The 19,470-nt window shown below is 72.7% G+C and carries 16 protein-coding genes, 1 tRNA gene and 2 pseudogenes; 4 read left to right on the top strand and 15 right to left on the bottom strand.

The genetic code is table 11. The features are described from left to right. Positions 1-4: 4 nt before the first annotated feature. On the bottom strand, positions 5-2,545 hold the full coding sequence (locus OG974_RS04390) for a hypothetical protein (protein WP_371645438.1): 2,541 nt from the start codon (positions 2,543-2,545) through the stop codon (positions 5-7). Between the two features lie 119 nt (positions 2,546-2,664). On the opposite strand from OG974_RS04390, the gene OG974_RS04385 reads away from it, so the two are divergent. Continuing rightward, positions 2,665-2,865: a hypothetical protein gene (locus OG974_RS04385; protein ID WP_327279640.1), complete on the top strand. Its 201-nt coding sequence runs from the start codon at positions 2,665-2,667 to the stop codon at positions 2,863-2,865. Positions 2,866-3,027: 162 nt separating this feature from the next. On the opposite strand, the pseudogene OG974_RS04380 reads toward OG974_RS04385, so the two are convergent. Together OG974_RS04380 and OG974_RS04375 are read right to left on the bottom strand one after the other, a co-directional pair. Continuing rightward, positions 3,028-3,258: pseudogene (locus OG974_RS04380) on the bottom strand (IS5/IS1182 family transposase); the annotation flags it as partial. A gap of 330 nt (positions 3,259-3,588) precedes the next feature. Further along, a tRNA-Pro gene (locus tag OG974_RS04375) sits at positions 3,589-3,662 on the bottom strand. Between the two features lie 108 nt (positions 3,663-3,770). Between OG974_RS04375 and OG974_RS04370 the strand changes: the two genes are divergently transcribed. Next, positions 3,771-4,316 carry a DUF309 domain-containing protein gene (locus OG974_RS04370; RefSeq protein WP_327279639.1) on the top strand — a complete coding sequence of 182 codons (546 nt, stop codon included), beginning with the start codon at positions 3,771-3,773 and terminating at the stop codon, positions 4,314-4,316. A gap of 101 nt (positions 4,317-4,417) precedes the next feature. On the opposite strand, the gene OG974_RS04365 is transcribed toward OG974_RS04370, so the two are convergent. From OG974_RS04365 to OG974_RS04350, 4 genes are read right to left on the bottom strand one after another with little or no spacing between them, the layout of a single operon-like run. Beyond that, positions 4,418-4,807 (bottom strand): VOC family protein, encoded by a 390-nt coding sequence (locus OG974_RS04365; protein WP_327279638.1) that lies wholly within the window; start codon positions 4,805-4,807, stop codon positions 4,418-4,420. A 5-nt stretch (positions 4,808-4,812) separates the two neighbouring features. Then, positions 4,813-5,451, bottom strand: a complete 639-nt coding sequence (locus OG974_RS04360) for an LUD domain-containing protein (RefSeq protein WP_327279637.1) — start codon at positions 5,449-5,451, stop codon at positions 4,813-4,815. Then, the gene (locus OG974_RS04355; RefSeq protein ID WP_327279636.1) at positions 5,448-6,947 is read right to left on the bottom strand and encodes a lactate utilization protein B; all 1,500 of its coding nucleotides are present in this window, start codon (positions 6,945-6,947) and stop codon (positions 5,448-5,450) included. The genes OG974_RS04360 and OG974_RS04355 overlap by 4 nt, the downstream gene beginning before the upstream one ends. Positions 6,948-6,960: 13 nt before the next feature. After that, positions 6,961-7,716, bottom strand: coding sequence for a (Fe-S)-binding protein (locus OG974_RS04350; protein WP_328764374.1), 756 nt, complete (start codon positions 7,714-7,716; stop codon positions 6,961-6,963). Positions 7,717-7,734: 18 nt separating this feature from the next. On the opposite strand from OG974_RS04350, the gene cobF reads away from it, so the two are divergent. Next, entirely contained in the window at positions 7,735-8,487 is a 753-nt protein-coding gene (cobF, locus tag OG974_RS04345) for a precorrin-6A synthase (deacetylating) (RefSeq protein ID WP_327279634.1), read from the top strand. A gap of 19 nt (positions 8,488-8,506) precedes the next feature. Here cobF and OG974_RS04340 read toward each other — a convergent pair whose 3' ends face one another. The 6 genes and pseudogenes from OG974_RS04340 to OG974_RS04315 all read right to left on the bottom strand — a co-directional run. Next, on the bottom strand, positions 8,507-9,655 hold the full coding sequence (locus OG974_RS04340) for an aminotransferase class V-fold PLP-dependent enzyme (protein ID WP_327279633.1): 1,149 nt from the start codon (positions 9,653-9,655) through the stop codon (positions 8,507-8,509). A gap of 75 nt (positions 9,656-9,730) precedes the next feature. Further along, positions 9,731-11,344 carry an alpha/beta fold hydrolase gene (locus OG974_RS04335; RefSeq protein WP_371645434.1) on the bottom strand — a complete coding sequence of 538 codons (1,614 nt, stop codon included), beginning with the start codon at positions 11,342-11,344 and terminating at the stop codon, positions 9,731-9,733. Positions 11,345-11,357: 13 nt separating this feature from the next. Next, on the bottom strand, positions 11,358-12,914 hold the full coding sequence (locus OG974_RS04330) for an alpha/beta fold hydrolase (protein WP_371645432.1): 1,557 nt from the start codon (positions 12,912-12,914) through the stop codon (positions 11,358-11,360). Positions 12,915-13,083: 169 nt separating this feature from the next. Next, positions 13,084-14,754 (bottom strand): endo-1,3-alpha-glucanase family glycosylhydrolase, encoded by a 1,671-nt coding sequence (locus OG974_RS04325; protein ID WP_328764371.1) that lies wholly within the window; start codon positions 14,752-14,754, stop codon positions 13,084-13,086. Between the two features lie 80 nt (positions 14,755-14,834). After that, positions 14,835-14,918 (bottom strand): hypothetical protein, encoded by an 84-nt coding sequence (locus OG974_RS04320; protein ID WP_328765271.1) that lies wholly within the window; start codon positions 14,916-14,918, stop codon positions 14,835-14,837. Between the two features lie 83 nt (positions 14,919-15,001). Beyond that, a pseudogene (locus OG974_RS04315) lies at positions 15,002-15,244 on the bottom strand (hypothetical protein); the annotation flags it as partial. Between the two features lie 405 nt (positions 15,245-15,649). Between OG974_RS04315 and OG974_RS04310 the strand changes: the two are divergent. Continuing rightward, on the top strand, positions 15,650-16,135 hold the full coding sequence (locus OG974_RS04310) for a hypothetical protein (RefSeq protein ID WP_327279629.1): 486 nt from the start codon (positions 15,650-15,652) through the stop codon (positions 16,133-16,135). A gap of 101 nt (positions 16,136-16,236) precedes the next feature. Here OG974_RS04310 and OG974_RS04305 read toward each other — a convergent pair whose 3' ends face one another. Both OG974_RS04305 and OG974_RS04300 read right to left on the bottom strand, forming a co-directional pair. Continuing rightward, on the bottom strand, positions 16,237-17,061 hold the full coding sequence (locus tag OG974_RS04305) for a hypothetical protein (protein ID WP_329315201.1): 825 nt from the start codon (positions 17,059-17,061) through the stop codon (positions 16,237-16,239). Positions 17,062-17,235: 174 nt separating this feature from the next. Continuing rightward, the gene (locus tag OG974_RS04300) at positions 17,236-19,455 is read right to left on the bottom strand and encodes an NADP-dependent isocitrate dehydrogenase (RefSeq protein ID WP_371645429.1); all 2,220 of its coding nucleotides are present in this window, start codon (positions 19,453-19,455) and stop codon (positions 17,236-17,238) included. Positions 19,456-19,470: the final 15 nt, after the last annotated feature.

Raw genomic sequence — 19,470 nt, 5'->3', positions numbered from 1 at the left:
CCGCTCACCAGGGCGGGGTCGGCGTGCCGTCGGGCTCAAGCCCGTACGGCCACAAGCGGTACACGGCCGGCTGGGGGGAGACGGGCCGCAGTCTGGCGGAGTCTGCGGCGTGCGCGAGGAGCCGTTCGGCTGCTGCGAGATCTCCTGACCGCTCCAGCATGTCGATGAGCTGGTCGAACGCGAAGGGATGACCGGCTTCGGACGCCTGGCTCAGGAAGCGTACGGCGCTTTCGAGGTCGCCGGCCTTCTCACGGATACCGGCGAGCTGGATGACGGCGCCGGGGTGGCCGGTGTCGGCCGCCTGCGTGATGAGGTGTTCGGCCTTCTCCAGGTCTCCCGCCCGCTCGCGGATTTCGGCGACGGCCATGAGGGCGTGAGGATCGCCGCTCCGGACGGCGCGGGCGAGGAGTTGCTCGGCGCCTTCGGCGTCGCCGGCCTGCTCACGGATGCGGGCGAGCTGTACGAAGGCGTACGCGTCGCCGGATTCGGCGGCCTGGGCGAGGAGTTGTTCGGCGCCGTCGAGGTCTCCGGCCTTCTCACGGATCTCGGCGACGGTCGTGAGGGCACTGGCGTGGCCGGTCTGAACGGCCTGGACGAGGAGTTGTTCGACGCCTTCGAGATCTCCGGCCCTCTCACGGATGCGGGCGAGGGCAGTGAGCGTGAGGGAGGGGTGCCCGGACTGGGCGGCCCGTGTGAGGAGTTGTTCGGCGCCTTGGAAGTCACCGGCTCTCTCACGGATGCGGGCGAGGGAGGTGAACGCACCGGGGTGCCCGGTCCGGGCGGCCCGGGCGAGGAGTTGTTCGGCACCGTCGAGGTCTCCGGCCTTCTCGCGCCGGCGGCCGAGGACGGTGAGGGCCACGGTGGTGGCCGTGCCCGGTTCCCCGGTGTCCGCGACCTGGGTCAGGAGACGGTCGGAACCTTCCAGGTCGCCGGCTCTTTCCCGCATGAAGGCCAGCTCGATGAGGGAGTAGCCGTCGCCGGTTTCGGCTGCCTGTGCGGCGAGTTGCTCGGCACCCTCGCGGTCTCCGATCTCGTCCCGGATGAGCGCGAGCTGTGTGCGGGCGAAGGGGGTCCCGGCGCGCTGGTAGAGATGGTGAGCCCACCGCAGACGTAGCCTGTCGCGGGCGGCGGCCGCGAGACGCTCAAGGTCGTCGGGGCCGGTGAGGTGATCGTGTGCTGCGTGCCAGAAGGAGGCGGGCGGGCACAGGGGACGGCGTTGGTCGCGGCCGTGCTGCTCAAGGTAGTCCGCGAGCCGGTAGACGACGCCCGGTGCTGGTGCGTCGGTCGGTGCGGTGGGGCTGCCGGGGGCTCGGCGCGTACGGCGTGGCTGGGTGCGGCGCAGGGGTGCGAGCCGGCCGTGGACGGGCTGGGCGAGTTCGGCGAGGGCTCGTTCGGCCCAGTCGGGGGTGAGGGCGTCGTACTCGTGGTCGGTGAGGTAGTCGGTGGCGGCATCGGTGAGGAAGGCGAGCGACAGGTGGAGGCCGGCGCCGAGGCGGCGGGCATCCATGGCGGCGTGCAGGAGGGCACGGGCGGGCGGCGTGGCAGTGCGGTAGCGGCGCAGCAACTCGGGCGCCCCGGCGAGATCTTGAGTGAGACGCCCATCGGCGGCACGGGGCAGGGCCGCGGCCAGGACCGCGTCTCCGCCCTCGGCCAGTACGCGGGCGGCCTCCAGCGCGGCTTGGTCGAAGGACTCCGGCACCGGGACGGTCCGCCCGGCCAGCAGCTCGCGCGCCTGGGCGTGTTCATCGGGTTGTCCGGGCTGCGGGAGCGCGCTGTAGGCGCGCTCGTAGTCGGGCCAGAGGGTGCCCAGTACCAGGACCGGACCGCGGGCCGGGGCGGTGAGCAGCGTCCGCAGGGCGGCGGCGATGGTCTCGCCGTGGCGGAGGTCGCCGACGTAGTGCTGGGCCTCGTTGAACCAGACCACCGTGTGGGGCCCGACCCGTTCGAGATCGCCGAGGGCTGCCTCGGCCCGGGTGGGGTCGAAGGGGTGCCACAGCCGCCACCCTTGTTCGGCGAGCGGCTGGACGGCTTCCCAGCACGCCCGGGTCTTGCCCGTGGAGGAGGAGCCGACCAGGACGACCATCCTGCTGTGGCCGTCAGCGGCGTCGCGCACAACATCGGTGAGGACGTCGTCGTGGGCTCGTGGCACGTAGCCGGGCAGTACCGGCTCCGGTGTTCTGCGGGGCTCTTCTCGGCGGGTGATCAGGCCGGCGGAGTGGACCTCCAGGTCGTACGGGTTGCATTCGCTGATGGGCCGCCCCGGCCGCCGCTCCGACTGGGTGGTGGGTGCGGCTTCTCCGGCGGCGGTCCGCCGCAGGTCCAAGAGCTCCTGCTCCGGCAGGCGCAGTACGCGGGCCAGAGCCGCGACCGTCCTCGCCGAGGGAATGTCCGCGTCGGGCTGAAGTGCCTCGTGCACGGTCGTACGGCCCAGCCTCGCCTGCGCGGCGAGCTGCGTCACCGTCAACCCACGACGGGCCAGTCCGTCTGCCAGCGCCGTGCGCAGCTCGGCGAGCGCCACCCCGTGCGCCGTCTCCTCGTCGTGCACGTCGCTCCCCCGGACTCGGCGTGTTCGCTGCTGTTCATCTTCGTCCGGCGAACCCCGGCGCACATGCCCTGCGCCACTGTCGACACCGTCAACGACCCAACGTCACACGGGAGATCGTCGTGCCCAATCTTGCCGTTGTCCTCCTCACCACGGCGCTCGTCATCGTGGTCGCCCTGCTGGCCGCCGCCGCGGCGGGCAAGCTCGCCCGCCTGGACGGCGCCACCTACCCCGCCTCTGCGATCCGGGCCGCAACCGCCTTCGCCGCGGTCCTCACCCTCGCCGCGGCCCTGACCGCAGCCTTCACCGCGCTACGGCCCTGAGAGCCTTCCCGGCAGACCGGCGCGGAGGTGGCTCAGGCGCAGATGCGGCGGTCGCTGGGAGGTGGACGGAAGGCGCTGACCTTCTGGATCGGAGGGTCGCACGCCGGCCCGGAGAATCGCGGATCGTTGTAGCGATCACAGCCACTCGGGGACCCGTAGGCCCTTGTCGGCCCGGACTCGGTCCGGCCGGCAGCGCGCCCTGCCGACGCCCACGCGCGGCACCCGGATGCGCTCCAGGACCGGCTGGAACCGGGGACTTACGTGCCGCTGGCCGCGGTGACCAGGAAGGACAGCGGCTCCTGTCCGTGCTCGACCGCCAAGTGCACCTTCGTGGTCAGTCCACCGCGTGAGCGTCCGAGCCCGTGGTCGGCGGCCTCGACTGCGACTCCGCCGGATTCGTCCCGCCGCAGATCCCCCTTTTGCGGGCACCTGCAGCCCGCCGTAACGTGCGGGAACGTCACGCCAGGGCGCGCAGGTCCGCGTCCGCCAGCGCATGCCGTTGATCAGCTGTCGCTTGGATCAGACAGGAGGCCGCCCCGGCTTCTTGCCCACCGGCAACAACGGCTCCAGCGTGGCCCATTGCTCGCTCGTCAGATCTCCTCGCCTCACGAGTGGACCACGACAGACCTTGATCCACTGATGAAACAGACCCCGGCCCCAAAAACGATCAAGGGGCCGTTTCAGATTGCTCTGAAACGGCCCCTGACCTGCGACTTCGAAAAGTCGGGACGACAGGATTTGAACCTGCGACCCCTTGACCCCCAGTCAAGTGCGCTACCAAGCTGCGCCACGTCCCGTTGTGCCGTTGATCTGGGGTTTCCCCCGTCCCGGCGGCACATGCAGAACATTACCCCACGTAGAGGGGTGCGCATGCACGGGTTTGCGGCGGCGGGGAGGATGACGGGGTGAACGCACGGGATCGGGACGGTGAGGGACGGGCGCGGAGCGCGCGGCCGCGGGACGGGCTGGGGCGGCCCCTGGCCTACGGGGAGCCGGGGGTGGAGCGGCAGCCCGAGGGGGTCGTACGGGCTCCCGCCGAAACGGTGGCCGAGGCACAGCGGCTGCTGGACGCCGGGATGCCGTTCCACGCGCACGAGGTGTTCGAGGACGCCTGGAAGTCCGGGCCGCCGGCCGAGGCCCCGCTGTGGCGGGCCCTCGCACAGCTGGCGGTCGGACTCACGCACGCCGCGCGCGGGAACGCCGTCGGCGGGGCCCGCCTGCTGCGCCGCGGGGCCGACGCCGTTGCCGTTGCCCTGGCCGGGCCCGACGCGGTCGCCGGGTCGGCGGAAACCGGCGGGGCCGGCCGGCCGTACGGGATCGACCTGGCGGGCCTGGTTCGCTGGGCCCGGGAGTTGGCCCGGCGCGTGGAGGCCGGGTCGGCGGTCGACGCGGCTACCGAGGCCCCGCGGCTGCTCGGCTCACGGCCGGACGACCGACCGAGCCCCGTCTGACCCGGTCGACGGCCGCTGCCGTCGGCTCGGGGCGGGGCTGGGCTGGGCTGGGCGGCAGGTCGGGCGGCGCCGGCCGTCGTGGCCGGCGGGCCCTGTCCCGGCTATGCGGGTTCCAGCAGGTCCCAGCGGTTGCCGTAGAGGTCCTCGAAGACCGCCACCGAGCCGTACGCCTCATGGCGCGGCTCCTCCAGGAAGCGGACGCCCTCCGCGGTCATCCGGGTGTGGTCGCGGGCGAAGTCGTCGGTGTACAGGAAGAAGCCGACCCGGCCGCCCGTCTGGTCTCCGACCCGGGAGCGCTGGGCGTCGTCCTTGGCCCGGGCCAGCAGCAGCGCCGCCTCGGTGGCGCCGTGCGGGCGAACCACGACCCAGCGGGAGCCGTCCGGGCGCGGGGTGTCCTCGACGAGGGTGAAGCCGAGGGCGCGGGTGTAGAAGTCGATGGCCTCGTCGTAGTCGTGGACGACGAGGGCGGTCAGGGCGATGTAGGCGGACATGGCACTCATTGTGCTGGTCCGGTCAGCAGGACCACCTCCAGGGTGCGCGGACCGTGCACGCCTTCCACCCGGTCGAGTTCGATGTCGCTGGTGGCGGAGGGGCCGGAGATCCAGGTCAGTGGCCGCGTCGGGTCCAGCAGGGGCAGTGCCTGCGGGACGGAGTCCACCACCTGGTCCGGGACCCGGACCACGCACACGTGGTGGTCCGGGATCAGGGTGATGCGGCGCCGGCCCTGGCCGGGGCCGCCGTCGAGCACGATCGTGCCGGTCTCGGCGATCGCCAGGGCGCAGCCGGTCACCACGCTGTCCACCGCGTCCAGTTCGTACGGGGTGGACTCAGCCCGGTCGTGAACGCGGGGCGGGCCCGCGGCCGGGAGCCAGTGCGGGGGCAGGCCGGACGGGACGAGGACCGTTCGAGCGCCTCGGGCGGCCAGCAGCCGGGCCAGCAGCGGCGCGATCCCGTCCTCGTCGGTGCGGTGCACCTTCGCGCGGTACTCCGCGAGGTTCGCGGCGAGGAGGTCGGCCGTCCCGGCGGGGGTGCGGGTGCCGTGGACCCGCAGGTAATCCCGGGGGACGGCGGGGTCGGGGGCGCCGTCCTCCGTCGCACGGCGGATCCGACCCAGGATCCGGTCCCTGCTGCTCATGCCCGTTCTCCCCGCTCCCGGTCCCACCACGTGCGGAACGACTCGGCCGGGAACTCCGGCAGCTCCCGGCTGTCCGTCCAGGCCCGTCCGGGTCCCGGCAGCCGGCGCGGGCGCAGCCGCCGGGCCCGGGCCAGCAGCCGCTCCCCCGCGCGCAGCGCTCCGGGGTGCTCCAGGAGCAGTCGCGCGGCCCGCATCGCGGCCCGTTCGGCGGTGTGCCCCCGCGCCGGGCGGATGCGTACGCGGATGCCCTCGCGGGTCACCGGGCCGCCCTGGGCCACCCGTTCGCGCAGGTGGACCAGGACCTCCGGGATGTCGATGGCGACCGGGCAGACCTCGTAGCAGGCCCCGCACAGGGTGGACGCGTAGGGCAGTGAGGCGTCGATCTCGCTGCCGGTGCCGCGCAGTTGGGGGCTGAGGATGGCGCCGATCGGCCCGGGGTAGACGGAGCCGTACGCGTGGCCGCCGACGCGTTCGTAGACCGGGCAGACGTTGAGGCAGGCGGAGCATCGGATGCAGCGCAGGGCCTGGCGTCCGACCGGGTCGGCGAGGGTGTCGGTGCGGCCGTTGTCGAGGAGGACGAGGTGGAAGGCGGAGGGGCCGTCGCCGTCCGCCCCTTTCGATGGACCCAGCCCGGTCCACATCGTGGTGTACGGGTTCATCCGCTCGGCCGTGGAGGAGCGCGGCAGGGTCTGCAGGAAGATCTCCAGGTCCCGGAAGGTCGGGACCACCTTCTCGATGCCCACCACCGAGATCAGGGTTTCGGGCAGGGTCAGGCACATGCGGCCGTTGCCCTCGGACTCGAAGACGACCATCGTGCCCGTCTCGGCGACCATGAAGTTGGCTCCGGACACGGCGACCTTGGCGCGCAGGAACTTCTCGCGCAGGTGGAGGCGGGCGGCCTCGGCGAGCTCGCGCGGGTCGTCGCCGAGCCCGTCCGGGGCGGGGCGGCCCCAGTGGCCCATCTCCGCCGCGAAGACGTCCCGGATCTCGGCCCGGTTGCGGTGGATCGCCGGGACCAGGATGTGGGAGGGCCGGTCGTGGCCGAGCTGGACGATGAGCTCGGCCAGGTCCGTCTCGTACGCGGCGATCCCGGCCGCTTCCAGGGCCTCGTTGAGGCCGATCTCCTGGGTGGCCATGGACTTGACCTTGACGACCTCGTGCCTTTCCGTGTCGCTGCCGCCCGTGGCCCGGACCAGCGCGATGACGATCCGGTTGGCCTCGTCCCCGTCGGCCGCCCAGTGGACGGTGCCGCCCGCGGCCGTCACCGCCTCCTCCAACTGGATCAGGTAGCGGTCGAGGTGGCGCAGGGTGTGGTCCTTGACGGCCTTGCCCGCCGCGCGCAGCCGGTCCCAGTCGGCCATCTCGGCGACGGCCCGGGTCCGTTTGTCGCGGATCGTGTGGGTGGCGTGCCGGAGGTTGGCGCGCAGCACCCGGTCCCGCACGGCCTCGCGCGCCGCGTCCGGGAACGCCGGCATCCCCATGAACGTGCCCGTCATGCACACCTGCCCGTCATCGCAGCGGTTCCTCCTGCGTCGAGGCCAGGATCTCGGCGAGGTGCAGGGTGCGCATCGCGTCTCCCCTACGGCGCAGGATCCCGCCGAGATGGGCCAGGCAGGAGTTGTCGGCCCCGCAGAGCACGTCCGCGCCCGTCCCCGCCGCGCTGTCGGCCTTGTCGGTGCCCATGGCTGCGGACACGTCCGGGTTCTTCAGGGCGAAGGTGCCGCCGAAGCCGCAGCACTCCTCGGCGCCGGGCAGTTCGACCAGGTCCAGGCCCTTGACGGCGGCGAGCAGCTGCCGGGGGCGGTCGCCCAACCCGAGCTCCCGCAGACCGTGACAAGAGGGGTGATAGGTGACGGTGTGCGGGAAGTAGGCACCCACGTCGGTCACTCCGAGGACGTCCACCAGGAACTCGGTGAGCTCGTAGACGCGGGGGGCGAGGTCCTCGGCGAGCGCCGCCAGCCCGGAGCCCCGTCCCTCCTGCTCCGCCCGGCGGGCGATGCGCGGGTAGTGGCTGCGGACCATCGCGGCGCAGGAACCCGACGGGGTGACCACGTACGGGTGGCCGGCGAAGGCCTCGGCGGTGCGCCGCAGCAGGGGTTCGCTCTCGCGCCGGTAGCCGGTGTTGTACTGCGGCTGGCCGCAGCAGCCCTGGGCCGCCGGGAAGTCCACGCCGACGCCGAGCCGCTCCAGCAGGCGTACGACGGCGATGCCGGTGCGGGGGTACAGCACGTCGTTGACGCAGGTGACGAACAGGGCGGCACGCATGATGGGCACAATAGCCCGGTGAAGAAGTTCTCAGTGATCGGCATAGGCGCGGGCGACCCTGACCACCTGACCCTCCAGGCGGTCAGGGCGATCGGCGCGGCGGACGCATTCCTCATCCTGGAGAAGGGCGAGGAGAAGGCGGATCTGACCGGGTTGCGGCGCGCGATGCTCGACGCGCACGCCCGCCCCGGCCACCGGCTCGTGGAGGGCCGCGATCCGGACCGGGACCGGACCCCGACCGACTACACCCCGACCGTCGACGGCTGGCGCAGCGCGCGGGCCGAGATCTTCGAGCGGTTCATCGCCGAGGACCTGGCGGACGGCGAGACCGGGGCGTTCCTGGTGTGGGGCGATCCCTCGCTGTACGACTCCACCCTCGCCATCCTCGACGAGGTCCTGGAGCACGGCCGGGTGGCGTTCGAGCACGAGGTCGTGCCCGGCATCAGCAGCATCTCGGCGCTGCTGGCCCGGCACCGGACCAACCTGAACCGGGTGGGCAGGCCGGTCCAGATCACCACCGGGCGGCGCCTCGCCGAGGGCTGGCCGCAGGACGTGGACGACGTGGTGGTGATGCTGGACGCGCGGCACGCCTTCACGGCCCACCTCGACCAGGACCTCTACATCTACTGGGGGGCCTACGTCGGCACCCCGGACGAGATCCTGGTCTCGGGGAAGCTGGCGGAGGTCGCTGGCCGGATCGAGGAGATCCGGACCGAGGCCCGCGCCCGCAAGGGCTGGATCATGGACACGTACCTGCTCCGACGCGGGTGAGCCCCTTCGTCGCCGGGGTTCAGCGCAGGTAGGCCGGGAACTCGGCGGCGAGGCGTTCGTACTCCTCGGGCCGGTTGTAGATCTGCCCGCAGACACGGATACCGCCGCCGCCCGGCCACGGCCAGACCAGTACCCGGATGCCCTGCTCCGCCGCGATCCGCTCGCGCAGGTCGCGGGCGTCCTCCTGGGTCTCGGCCGTGCCGGGCGGCAGCCGTAGGGCGCGCATCGCGAGGCCCTCGGTGTACGGGAGCGGGGTGAGTCCGGGGATCTCGGCGAGCAGGGCCGCGCCGTGGGCGGCGAGGGCGCTGTTGTGGGCCCGCACCTTGCCGGCGTCCAGGCGGTCGAGGAGGTCCAGGCCCTCGGGGGCGGCGAGCCAGCCGGTGTAGTCGGCGGTGGCGCGGTTCTCGACGGAGCGCGGGAAGCCGTGCGCGTCCTCCCAGGAGGGCACCAGGGCGCGGACCCGGGCGCGGTGTGCGGGGGCAACGGCGAGGACCGCGCTGCCGGAAGGGGCGTACCCCCATTTGTGCAGGTTGCCGAACCAGAAGTCGGCGCCGCCGGCGAGCGGGTCCGCGATCATGCCCGGGGAGTGCGCCGCGTCGACGAGCGTGGTGATCCCGCGGGCGGCCAGGTCGGCGAGCAGCCGGGGCGAGGCGATGAGCCGGGCGGTGGGCGAGCTGATGTGGTCGAGCACCGCCGCCTTGGTACGGGGTGTCAGCCCGGCCAGCACGGTCTCGCGCACGGCGTCCTCGTCGGGTAGGTACGGGTCGAGGGCGACGGTGGTGATCCGGGCGCGGCGGGCGGCGGCCGCGACGACGGTGCCGTAGCCGTGGTCGGTGACCAGGATCTCGTCGCCGTCGGCGAACGGGACGGCGTCGAGGGCCAGGTTGGCGCCCTCGGTGGCGTTGGCGATGAAGGCGGTGCCGTCGGGGTCGGCGCCGAGGTGGCGGGCGACGCGGGTACGGGCGGCGGCGATCCGGTCGGCGGCGCCGATGAAGAAGGCGTCGGGGTCGGCGTGCGCCTCCTCGCGCAGGGCGGCCTGGGCCTCCTGGACGGGGATCGGCACGGCGCCGAACGATCCGTGGTTCAGGTGGGAGACGGCGGGATCGAGGCGGAACAGGGACCGCCCGCCGGGGAATTCGGCGGGCGGCATCGGCATCGGCCTGGTCATGGGACCTCCGGGTGTGCGGCGCGGCTGTCGCCCGCATCATCGCCTCCCGGACCGGCCCCGGCCCAGGGCCCGTCGTTACCGGGGGCCGATTTCGAACTTGGGAGGCTGTAGACCCTTGAGGCAGCTGGTGTTCGGCTTCTTCGGGGTGTCGAAGAACGAGACGGCGATCTCCTGGGCGCACTTCGACGTCGCGAACACCACGTGGGGCTCGTAGGGGACCGTGACGACGGTGGCGTTCGGCAGCGTGCGGGCGACGTACGGGCCGTTGTCGGCCCCGGTCTGGGAGTCCAGCCCGCCCGACAGGGCGAGGGTGGGGATGTCGCTGCGCGTGACGTCACGGATCGAGGGCGCCGCCGCTGGCACGTTCCAGACCTTGCAGTCCGGCCGGAGGAAGGCCAGCTGCGGTGCTTGGGCCTGCACCGAGCGCGGGAACGTCGGGAAGGCGTCCTGGCCGCCCTTGAGCGCCTGGGCCTGGGTTTCGTACGGGGTCCACTCGCTGCAGAAGACGCCGTAGGAGAGCCCGTGCGCGACCCTGCCGATGGCTTGGGGGCTGAGCTTGCCGCCCGCCCACTGACGGGCGATCCGCTGCGGTTTGCCGTGCGCCAGCTCGTCGAGCGCGATGGGGACCTGCGGCGCCACGTGGGTGGCGGAGGTCATCCAGTTCACCAGGGCTCCGCCGTCCAGGACGACCTTCACGGGCTTCGGGTTGCCGGGGAGCGTGACGGTGGTGGTCACCGGCTTGGCTTCGAGTTGGCGGACGAGCCGGTTGAAGGTGGCCGGCAGGTTCGGATAGCGACGGTTGCAGGCCGGCTGGTCCGCGCAGGCCTTGAACAGGCCGTCGAAGCCCTGCTTGGCGGCGCTCCAGGTCAGGGCGGACCCTGCCGTGGACGGTGGCAGGATGCCGTCGATGCCGACCGACCGGAGGCCTTGCGGGTGCTGGCGCATGTAGACGAGCGCCAGTTGGGTGCCGTAGGAAATGCCGTACAGGTTCCACTGCTTGAGGCCCAGCGCGGCACGCAGGTCCTCGTAGTCGGCGGCGCTCTCGGTGTCGTTGTAGGCGCCGAGGTCGGCCCCGGTCGCCGCCAGCTTTTCGCGGCAGGCGCGCGTCGCGTCGACGTGCAGCTTCCCGGTGGACGGCGCGTCGTAGACGAGGCCGACCGAACGGGCGTTGAACTCGTCGATGTTGGGGCAGGTGAACACCGGGTCGGCCGAGTACGTCCCCCGCTGGGACATGAAGATCACGTCGCGGTCGCGGTTCAGGCCGCCGTCGATCGCCATCTTCGCCTCCCCCACCGCGTCGTCGCCGGGTCCGCCGGCGAGCCACACGATCGGGTCGGGTTTCGGTGTGGCGGACGCGGCCGACACGATCGCCACGCCGAGGGTGATCTTCCGGCCGGTCGGCTCGGCGCGGTTCTCGGGGACGGTGAGCGTTCCGCAGCGGGCCCCCTTGAGCTCGGCGACCGGCTCCGGCGTCTTCGGGCAGGGGCCGGGCTCGAAGCGGGCGTCGCCCACCGTCCGGGCCACCGTTCCGATGGGCGTACCGGGACTGGGACTCGCCCCCGTGGCCCGCTGCGCCTGGACGGGCGTGGCGAGCAGGCCGGTGATGAGGATCCCGGTGGCCATCGCGGCCGACCTGGCGTGGCGCCGTCCTACGGCGGGGCGACGACGGGGCGCGGGGTTGAGAGCCATCTGCCCTCCCATGTCACTTCGGGACGATCGTGAACGGCTTCGGCTTCGCATCGGCCGCGCAAGCGGTGTCGGGCTCGGTCGGACGGGCGAGGAACGAGGCCAGCACCTGCTGTGCGCAGGGCGATTGGGGGACCACCCAGTGTCCGATGCCGGGGATCCGCACGGAGGTCGAGCGGGACAGCGTACGGGCCGCGTCCTTCGCCATGCTCTCTCCCGTCTTCGTGTCGAACGTGCCGGAGACGATGAGCGCCGGCACCGCGCTCTTGGTGGCGACCCGCTGGACGGCGGTGCGGTCCGGTACGTTCCAGATGCGGCAGGCGTCGTACTGGAAGGGGAGTTGCGGGGCCTGCGCCAATACCGTGTCGGGCCATGCGGGAAAAGCCTTGCGCCCGGCGTTGAGCACGTCGGACCGAGAGGATCCCGGGACCCACTCGCCGCACGCCACCGACTCCGTCAGACCGTGGCCCCACACGCCCACGGCCCCTGCCGAGTCGGCCGCGCGGGCCCGCGCGAAGCGCTCCGGTCGGCCGCGGCTGAGCTCGTCGAGCGCCGCCGGGACGTCGACGGGCTTGACGCCGTTGGCGACGAGCACGTTCAGCAGGGCGCCGCCGTCGAGGTCGACCTTGACCGGGTCTCCCCCCTGCGGCGGCCGGGCGTTCAGCACCAGCGGGTGCGCCTCCAGCTTGCGCACCTGCTCGGTCAGCGTGCGGGCGACGTCGGGGTAGCGGCTCTTGCAGCGGGGCTCGGCCGCGCACGCGCCGACGATGGCGTCGATGCCCTGCCGGACGCTGCTCCAGGTCACGGGCAGGACGGTGAGCGCCGGAGGAGTGAGGGAGTCGAGCGCCACCGCGCGAATGCCCTGGGGGTGCTCGCGCAGGTAGGTGAGGGCCAGGTTGGTGCCGTAGGAGTACCCGTAGACGTTCCACTGCTCGATGCCGAGCGCGGTGCGCAGGTCGGCGAAGTCGGCCGCGTTCTCGGTGGTGTTGTAGGCGGCGAGGTCGACTCCGTCGGCCACCAGGCGGTCGTGGCACTTCTTCACCGCGTCCAGCAGGGGCCGCTTCGATGCTTGCGAGTCGTAGCGCAGGCCCACGGCCTGCCTGTTGTACCGGTCGATCTCCGGGCAGGCGAGGTGCGGCCGTGCGTAGAGGTTCCCGCGCTGGGCCATGATGATCAGGTCGCGATCGCGGTTCAGGCCGGATTCGACGAGGAAGGGGATGTCGTCGAACGTGTCGGCCCCCGGGCCACCGGCCATGAACACCACGGGGTCCGCGGCGGGCTTCGCCGCCTCGGCCGGGATGACCGCCACGGGCAGTTCGATGGTCCGGCTGCCGGGGCGGGAGCGGTTCTCGGGTACCTCCAGGACACCGCAGCGCGCGCCGTTCAGCGCCTCGATCGGCTCGGGCGGCTCGGGACAGGCACCGGGCACGAACCGCGGGGCGGCGGTCGCGGTCGGGCCGGTCCCGGCGGACGGGGCCAGGGAGGACGCGGCACTGCTCGAAGTCCCACCGAACGCCGCCAGACAGACCAGAGCGGCCGCGGCAGCCGCCGCGTTGATGCTGTGCTTCGCCATGTGCTCCCGTTCCTGTGCCGACGCCTGCGGCGCCGCCCGGCCGGGCGGCGCCGCAGCGGGTTGGTGGAACGCACCTCTTCGAAGGTAGCGGCTGGCACGAAACCGCGCATATGGTGAGAAAACGCCCGTCACAGGCCGTCGGCCTGCGACGGCCTGTGACGGCAGGCCCCTAGCGCCCGCTGGTGACCGCGTAGTACTGCAGGTCCTGGACCTGCACGGTGCGGTCCGCCGCGTAGGGCAGTTCCACCTCCGCGCCGGGCTCTCCGTCGCGGACCACCACCGCGGAACTGGTGCCCGGCCGCAGCGGGAGCAGTTCGGAGTGGACTCCGGCGGGGGCCTCGTGCGCGTCCCGGTCCGTTCCCACGCTCGTACGGAGGGTCGCGGGGGCCGTCAGGAAGCTGAGGACCTCCACCGTGTCGCGGGGCGCGGCGGTGCCCTTGCGCGGGGACATCACCAGCGACTGGGCGCCGGTCGGGGCGGCGGCGGCGAACTGGGTGCGGGCGCAGAGGTACAGCGTGTCGCGGACGATCTTCGGCCAGCTGCCCGTCTTGAACTTGGCCAGGTAGTACGAGGTCAGGTCCAGGTAGGCGTACCCGTTGTGCAGGGACGGCGCGAACTGGCTGCCCTCGGAATAGTCGTTCCAAGTGGTGAGCTGCACCCAGTCGGCGCCGTCGTCGATGGCATGGGTCCAAGTGGAGCGCAGGGTCGCGGTGTTGCCGGCCTCGTCGTAGATGCCCTGGTTGGGGCGGGCGTCCTGGACCGACACGGGCTGCATCCAGATCTTGCCGGAGCCGTGGGCCCGCTGCACGGCGCGGGTGGCGCTCTCCTGGCCGACGTAACTGCGGCTGCCCCACTCGGAGAAGCCGTGGCTGATCGGCGCGAACCGTGCGCCGTTTGCGTCGAAGTCGAGGAACGTCGGGACGAACGCGGTGCGGATGCCGTGCCGGCTCTTGAGGAGGTCGATGACCTGCGTCCACCAGGCGACGCTCTTGGTCTCCGCCTTGAAGGGGGACACGACGAGCCGGCCGTCGGCGAGGCGGTGGGCGGCGGGGGCCTTGCCGAGGGCCGCGACGGCGTCGGCGAGCACGCCGGGGTCGTCGGTGTCCAACGAGGTCATGTCCGGCATCAGCATGATCTTGAAAGCGGGGTCGACGGCACGGGCGGCCTGCATCAGCAGCCCGGCGCGGTCACGGTTCGGTCCGGACAGGGAGAGCATGTCGAGGGTGAACCCGTCGAGGCCCGCGGCGCGGGCGGTGCGCACCTCCTGTTCGAGGTTGGCGAGTTCCCAGTTGCCCGGCTTGGGCGCGACGGGCAACGGCCGGTCGCGCAGCAGGCCGCCGTACCGCTCGTGCTTGCCGTTCTCCCCCGCCGGGTTCAGGTAGTTGCGGGTGTAGTAGTCGGCGTCGGCGCTCGCGTTGTCCAGGGAGAGCGGGTACGGGGTGAAGTAGTGCGCGAACACGAGCTTCCTGCCCGCGCTGCCGGTGTGCAGAGCGGCCGGTCCGGGCAGGTCGAACGGCAGGGCTCCGGCGGGCCGCCCGGCTCCGGCGTCCCCCGCGCCCGGGACGCTGCCGGCGTCCTGGTCCGTGCCGTCCGGGCTCCGGACGGGCGCGGGCGGGACGCCACCCGTGGCCGCGGGTGCGGGGCCCGTGGCCCCCGGGTCGGGCCCGGCGGGCCGGGGGGTGCCGATCCCGGGTGCGGAGGCGTCCTGGCGTACGGCGCGGTCGAAGGGAGCCCAGGCGATGCCGGTGGCGGCGCCCACACCGACGAGCAGGAACGCGGCGAGCAGCAGGGTCAGCAGCGGCCGGCCCCGGAACCCCGGACGGCGGCGGTGCGAACTCATCGTGGGTGCCCTCCCCTGCACGGTGCCCCGAGTGCGGCACTGCACAGCAGTACAGCCGATCGACGGCCGCCGGACAACCGTCAGGATCGGGCGGCCGCGACGTTCACGTTCTCCAGGACTCCGAGGGCGTCGGGGACGAGGACGGCCGCCGAGTAGGGGCCGATGACGCCCTCCTGGTCCTCGCTGGTGCGCAGCGCGAGGGCAGTTGCTGCTCGAACTGGTTCATCGGGTCGTCATAGAGGTCGGCGACGCGGGTGTGGACCTGCAGGACGGTCTGGGCGAGGGAGAGTTCGCACTTGCAGCAGGGTCCTGCCCGCGCGGCCGGGGCGAGTTCGATGTCGGCCTCGCCGCGCCGGTTGACGGGGCGCCGGCCGTTCTCCACACCATGGCGGTGCCGGCGGAGGCGGCCCGTACGGAGTGGTCCCCGTGCGGTGACGGCCTCGCGGATGAAGCAGTTCGAGCACGTGCTGGCCGAGGAGTTCCCCGTCATGTACCGGGACTTCGGGCTGGACGCGGCGGCGCGAGCAGCGCTGGACCGGTACGCGGACGAGCTCACGCAGTGGATGTCCGGGGTCGCCCCCTGGCACGCGCAGACCCGGCGCTACCGGGAGGAGGACCTGAAACGGCACCGCGCGGCGGGCGGAACCGGCGGCGGCCGGAGCGCCCCGGGCTCCGCACCGCCCCGGTTGGGCGTGACGGCGCGGGGTCGGGGCGCGCTGGGCGAGGGTGGCCCGGGGTGCCCCACCTGGCCGCATGGACAAAAGTGCGCCGTGTGTACAACTACGTTGATCAGCGGCGGCACGGGCCTTTCTCCGGAATGCGACATTCCCCTGGCCTTCCGGCAGAACTGGCGCATAATCGTCGCTACGCGGCCCGAAAGAACCCTTGGTCGCGCATGGACACGCATGCAATGGGGGGCATCGTGCCGATGAGGGATCCAGGCCGGGCCGGCACCTTGCCGACGACGTCCGACGAGCTGTCCCGGCTGTTGACCGCCGTGCGGCGCGGCCGCGTGCTGACGGTCACCGGGCGGTTCCGGGAGCCGCGGAGCCTGCTGGTGCGGGAGATCGCCGAGCGGCTCTCGTCCAACTTCTGCGACGGCGTGGCCGTCATCGTGGTGGACCGGCCCTTCGGCCCGCGCGAACTGACGGCCGCGCTGGGCTGCGTACCGGGCATGCCCTTCCTGCCGTGTGGGACGGCCGACGCCGTCTCGTGGCTCGCGGAGCGGGACATGCTCCTCGTCCTGGACGGCACCGACCACCTCGCGCCCGAGACGCTCACGTGGCTGCGGAACCTGCTCACCGCGGCCCCGGGACTGCGCATCCTGGCCGCGGGCCGGTCCCCGCTGGCCTTCGAGGGGGAACGGGTCCACCGCCTCTGAGCCCCGGCCGGCCCGGAGTGGCCGTGCGGACGGCGCCGGAGGCCACCCGGCCGGCCGAGGGATGGACGCTGGACGCGGCGCCGGCCGCGGCGCGCTCCGGGTCAGCCGCGGTACGAGCGCAGGATCCGCTTCAGCAGCGGGGGTACGGGTGCCCGCGGCGCGGGCACGGACCCGGGGCCCGCGGGCAGCCGGTCCCGGAGCTGGGCCCAGACCGCCTCCGGGCACGGCCCCTGGGGCCGGAACTTGAGGAACTTGCGGTAGGGCACGACCCGCGGCTCCCGGCCGATCTCCACCCAGTGGGGGCGGCCCGACACCTCGTCCCAGCCGTGGTTCGGGATCCGGATGTGGTCGCGCCGGCCGTCCTTGTCCTTGCTGGTGATCTGGGCGACCCGCGCGCCGCCCGGTCCGGTCGCGAGGACCACGCAGTAGTGCCGCAGCTGCCGCTGCGGGTCCTCCCGCAGCGGCACCATGGCCAGCCAGACCTCGCCCGGCCGCGGTCTCGCGCCGATCGCCTCGTCCCACCGGCGCACGCCCAGGAAGACGACGAGCGCCGCGAACCCGGCGGCGCACGCCTCGACGCACATCCGGACGTTCCAGGGCGCTGCGGCCGCCCGGCCCTCGGCGTAGCCGGCCGCGGCGGCCACGGCGGCGAGCAGCACGGCCACCCGGACGAGGAACATCCACCAGACGACGCGCCCGCCCCGGCCCGCCAACGCGACGAGCGCGCAGGCCACGACGACCGGAACGCCGTACACGACGGCCCACTGGCCGGCGCCCTCCACCTTGACCGGCGGGGTCTGCTGCGCCATCAGGTCGGGCAGCAGCACGGGGAGCGCGAGCAGGACGCCGACGAGCGCGACCGCGTTGAGCAGCAGGTAACCCGCGCAGCCGATGCCCGCGCAGGAGGTGTTCTTGCGACGCGCCACCCGTACTCCCCCCAGATCCCCGGCGGGCACGCTAACGCACCCGCCACAGGCGCGCCAGGGGCCCCCGCGGTCATGGGCGCACGCGTGGCACGCGGGCGGCGTACGGGGCCGGGTACGGCTCCGCCCCGGTCGGCTGCTGCCGACCGGGGCGGAACCCAACAGGTACTGCGGGCCTTACGCGAGGGTCGCGATGGCCTGGTTGAAGGTCGCGGACGGCCGCATGATCGCCGCGGCCTTGGCTGCGTCGGGCTGGTAGTACCCGCCGATGTCGGCCGGGTTGCCCTGGACGGCGATGAGCTCGCCGACGATGGTCTCCTCCTGCTCGCCCAGCGTCTTGGCGAGCGCCTCGAACGCGGCGGCCAGCGCGGCGTCGTCGGTCTGCTCGGCCAGCTCCTGGGCCCAGTACAGGGCGAGGTAGAAGTGGCTGCCGCGGTTGTCGATGCCGCCCAGCTTGCGGCTCGGCGACTTGTCCTCGTTGAGGAAGGTGCCGGTCGCGCGGTCCAGGGTGTCGGCCAGCACCTGGGCGCGGGCGTTGCCGGTGGTGGTCGCGAGGTGCTCGAAGGAGACGGCCAGCGCGAGGAACTCACCGAGGGAGTCCCAGCGCAGGTAGTCCTCCTTGACCAGCTGCTGGACGTGCTTCGGGGCGGAGCCGCCGGCGCCGGTCTCGAAGAGGCCGCCGCCGTTCATCAGCGGGACGACCGACAGCATCTTGGCGCTGGTGCCCAGCTCCAGGATCGGGAAGAGGTCGGTCAGGTAGTCGCGCAGCACGTTGCCGGTCACCGAGATGGTGTCCTCGCCGCGGCGGATGCGCTCCAGGGAGTACGCGGTGGCCTTGACCGGGGACAGGATCTCGATGGTGAGGCCGTCGGTGTCGTGGTCGGCCAGGTACGTCTTGACCTTGGCGATCAGCTGCGCGTCGTGGGCGCGGTTCTCGTCGAGCCAGAAGACGGCCGGGACGCCGGTGGCGCGGGCGCGGGTGACGGCGAGCTTGACCCAGTCCTGGATCGGCGCGTCCTTGGTCTGGCAGGCGCGGAAGATGTCGCCCTTGGCGACCTGCTGCTCCAGGACGGTGTTGCCCGCGGCGTCGACGACGCGGACGGTGCCCGCGGCGGCGAGCTCGAAGGTCTTGTCGTGGCTGCCGTACTCCTCGGCCTTCTGGGCCATGAGGCCGACGTTCGGCACCGAGCCCATGGTGGACGGGTCGAAGGCGCCGTGCGTGCGGCAGTCGTCGATGACGACCTGGTAGACGCCCGCGTAGCTGCTGTCCGGGAGGACCGCGAGGGTGTCGGCCTCGTTGCCGTCCGGGCCCCACATGTGGCCGGAGGTGCGGATCATGGCCGGCATGGAGGCGTCGACGATGACGTCGGACGGGACGTGGAGGTTGGTGATGCCCTTGTCCGAGTCGACCATCGCGAGGGCCGGGCCCTCGGCGATCTCGGCATCGAAGGAGGCCTTGATCGCGTCGGCGTCGGGCAGCGCGCCCAGGCCGTTCAGGATGGTGCCGAGGCCGTCGTTCGGGGACAGGCCGGCGGCGGCCAGGGTCTCGCCGTAGCGGGCGAAGGTCTTCGGGAAGAAGGCGCGGACCACGTGGCCGAAGATGATCGGGTCGGAGACCTTCATCATCGTGGCCTTGAGGTGCACGGAGAACAGGACGCCCTCGGCCTTGGCACGCTCGATCTGGTCGTTCAGGAAGGTGCGCAGCGCGTCGACGTGCAGGACGGAGGCGTCCACGACCTCGCCGGCGAGGACCGGTACGGAGTCACGCAGGACGGTGGTGGCGCCGTCGGCGGCGACGTGCTCGATGCGGAGCGTGCCGGCCTCGGCGATCACGGCGGACTTCTCGGTCGAGCGGAAGTCGTTCTCGCCCATGGTGGTGACGTTCGTCTTCGACTCGGTGGTCCAGGCGCCCATGCGGTGCGGGTGGGCCTTGGCGTAGTTCTTGACCGAGGCGGGGGCGCGGCGGTCGGAGTTGCCCTCACGCAGGACCGGGTTGACGGCGCTGCCCTTGATCTTGTCGTAGCGGGAGCGGATCTCGCGCTCCTCGTCGGTCTTCGGGTCGTCCGGGTAGTCCGGGAGCGCGTAGCCCTGGCCCTGGAGCTCGGCGACCGCGGCCTTCAGCTGCGGGATCGAAGCCGAGATGTTGGGCAGCTTGATGATGTTCGCTTCCGGCGTCTTCGCCAGCTCGCCGAGCTCGGCGAGGGCATCGGCGATCCGCTGGCCCTCCTCAAGGTGCTCGGGGAAGCTGGCGATGATCCGACCGGCCAGGGAGATGTCACGGGTCTCGACATTCACACCGGCCGTCGACGCGTAGGCCTGGATCACAGGCAGGAAGGAATACGTCGCGAGGGCCGGGGCCTCGTCAGTGTGCGTGTAGATGATGGTCGAGTCAGTCACCGGATGCTCCGCTCC

Origin of the sequence: Streptomyces sp. NBC_00597 (assembly GCF_041431095.1) — a bacterium.
Lineage (GTDB): Bacteria > Actinomycetota > Actinomycetes > Streptomycetales > Streptomycetaceae > Streptomyces.
Note: the sequence above shows the minus strand (reverse complement) of the source record. Positions and strands in the feature narration are given on the sequence as shown.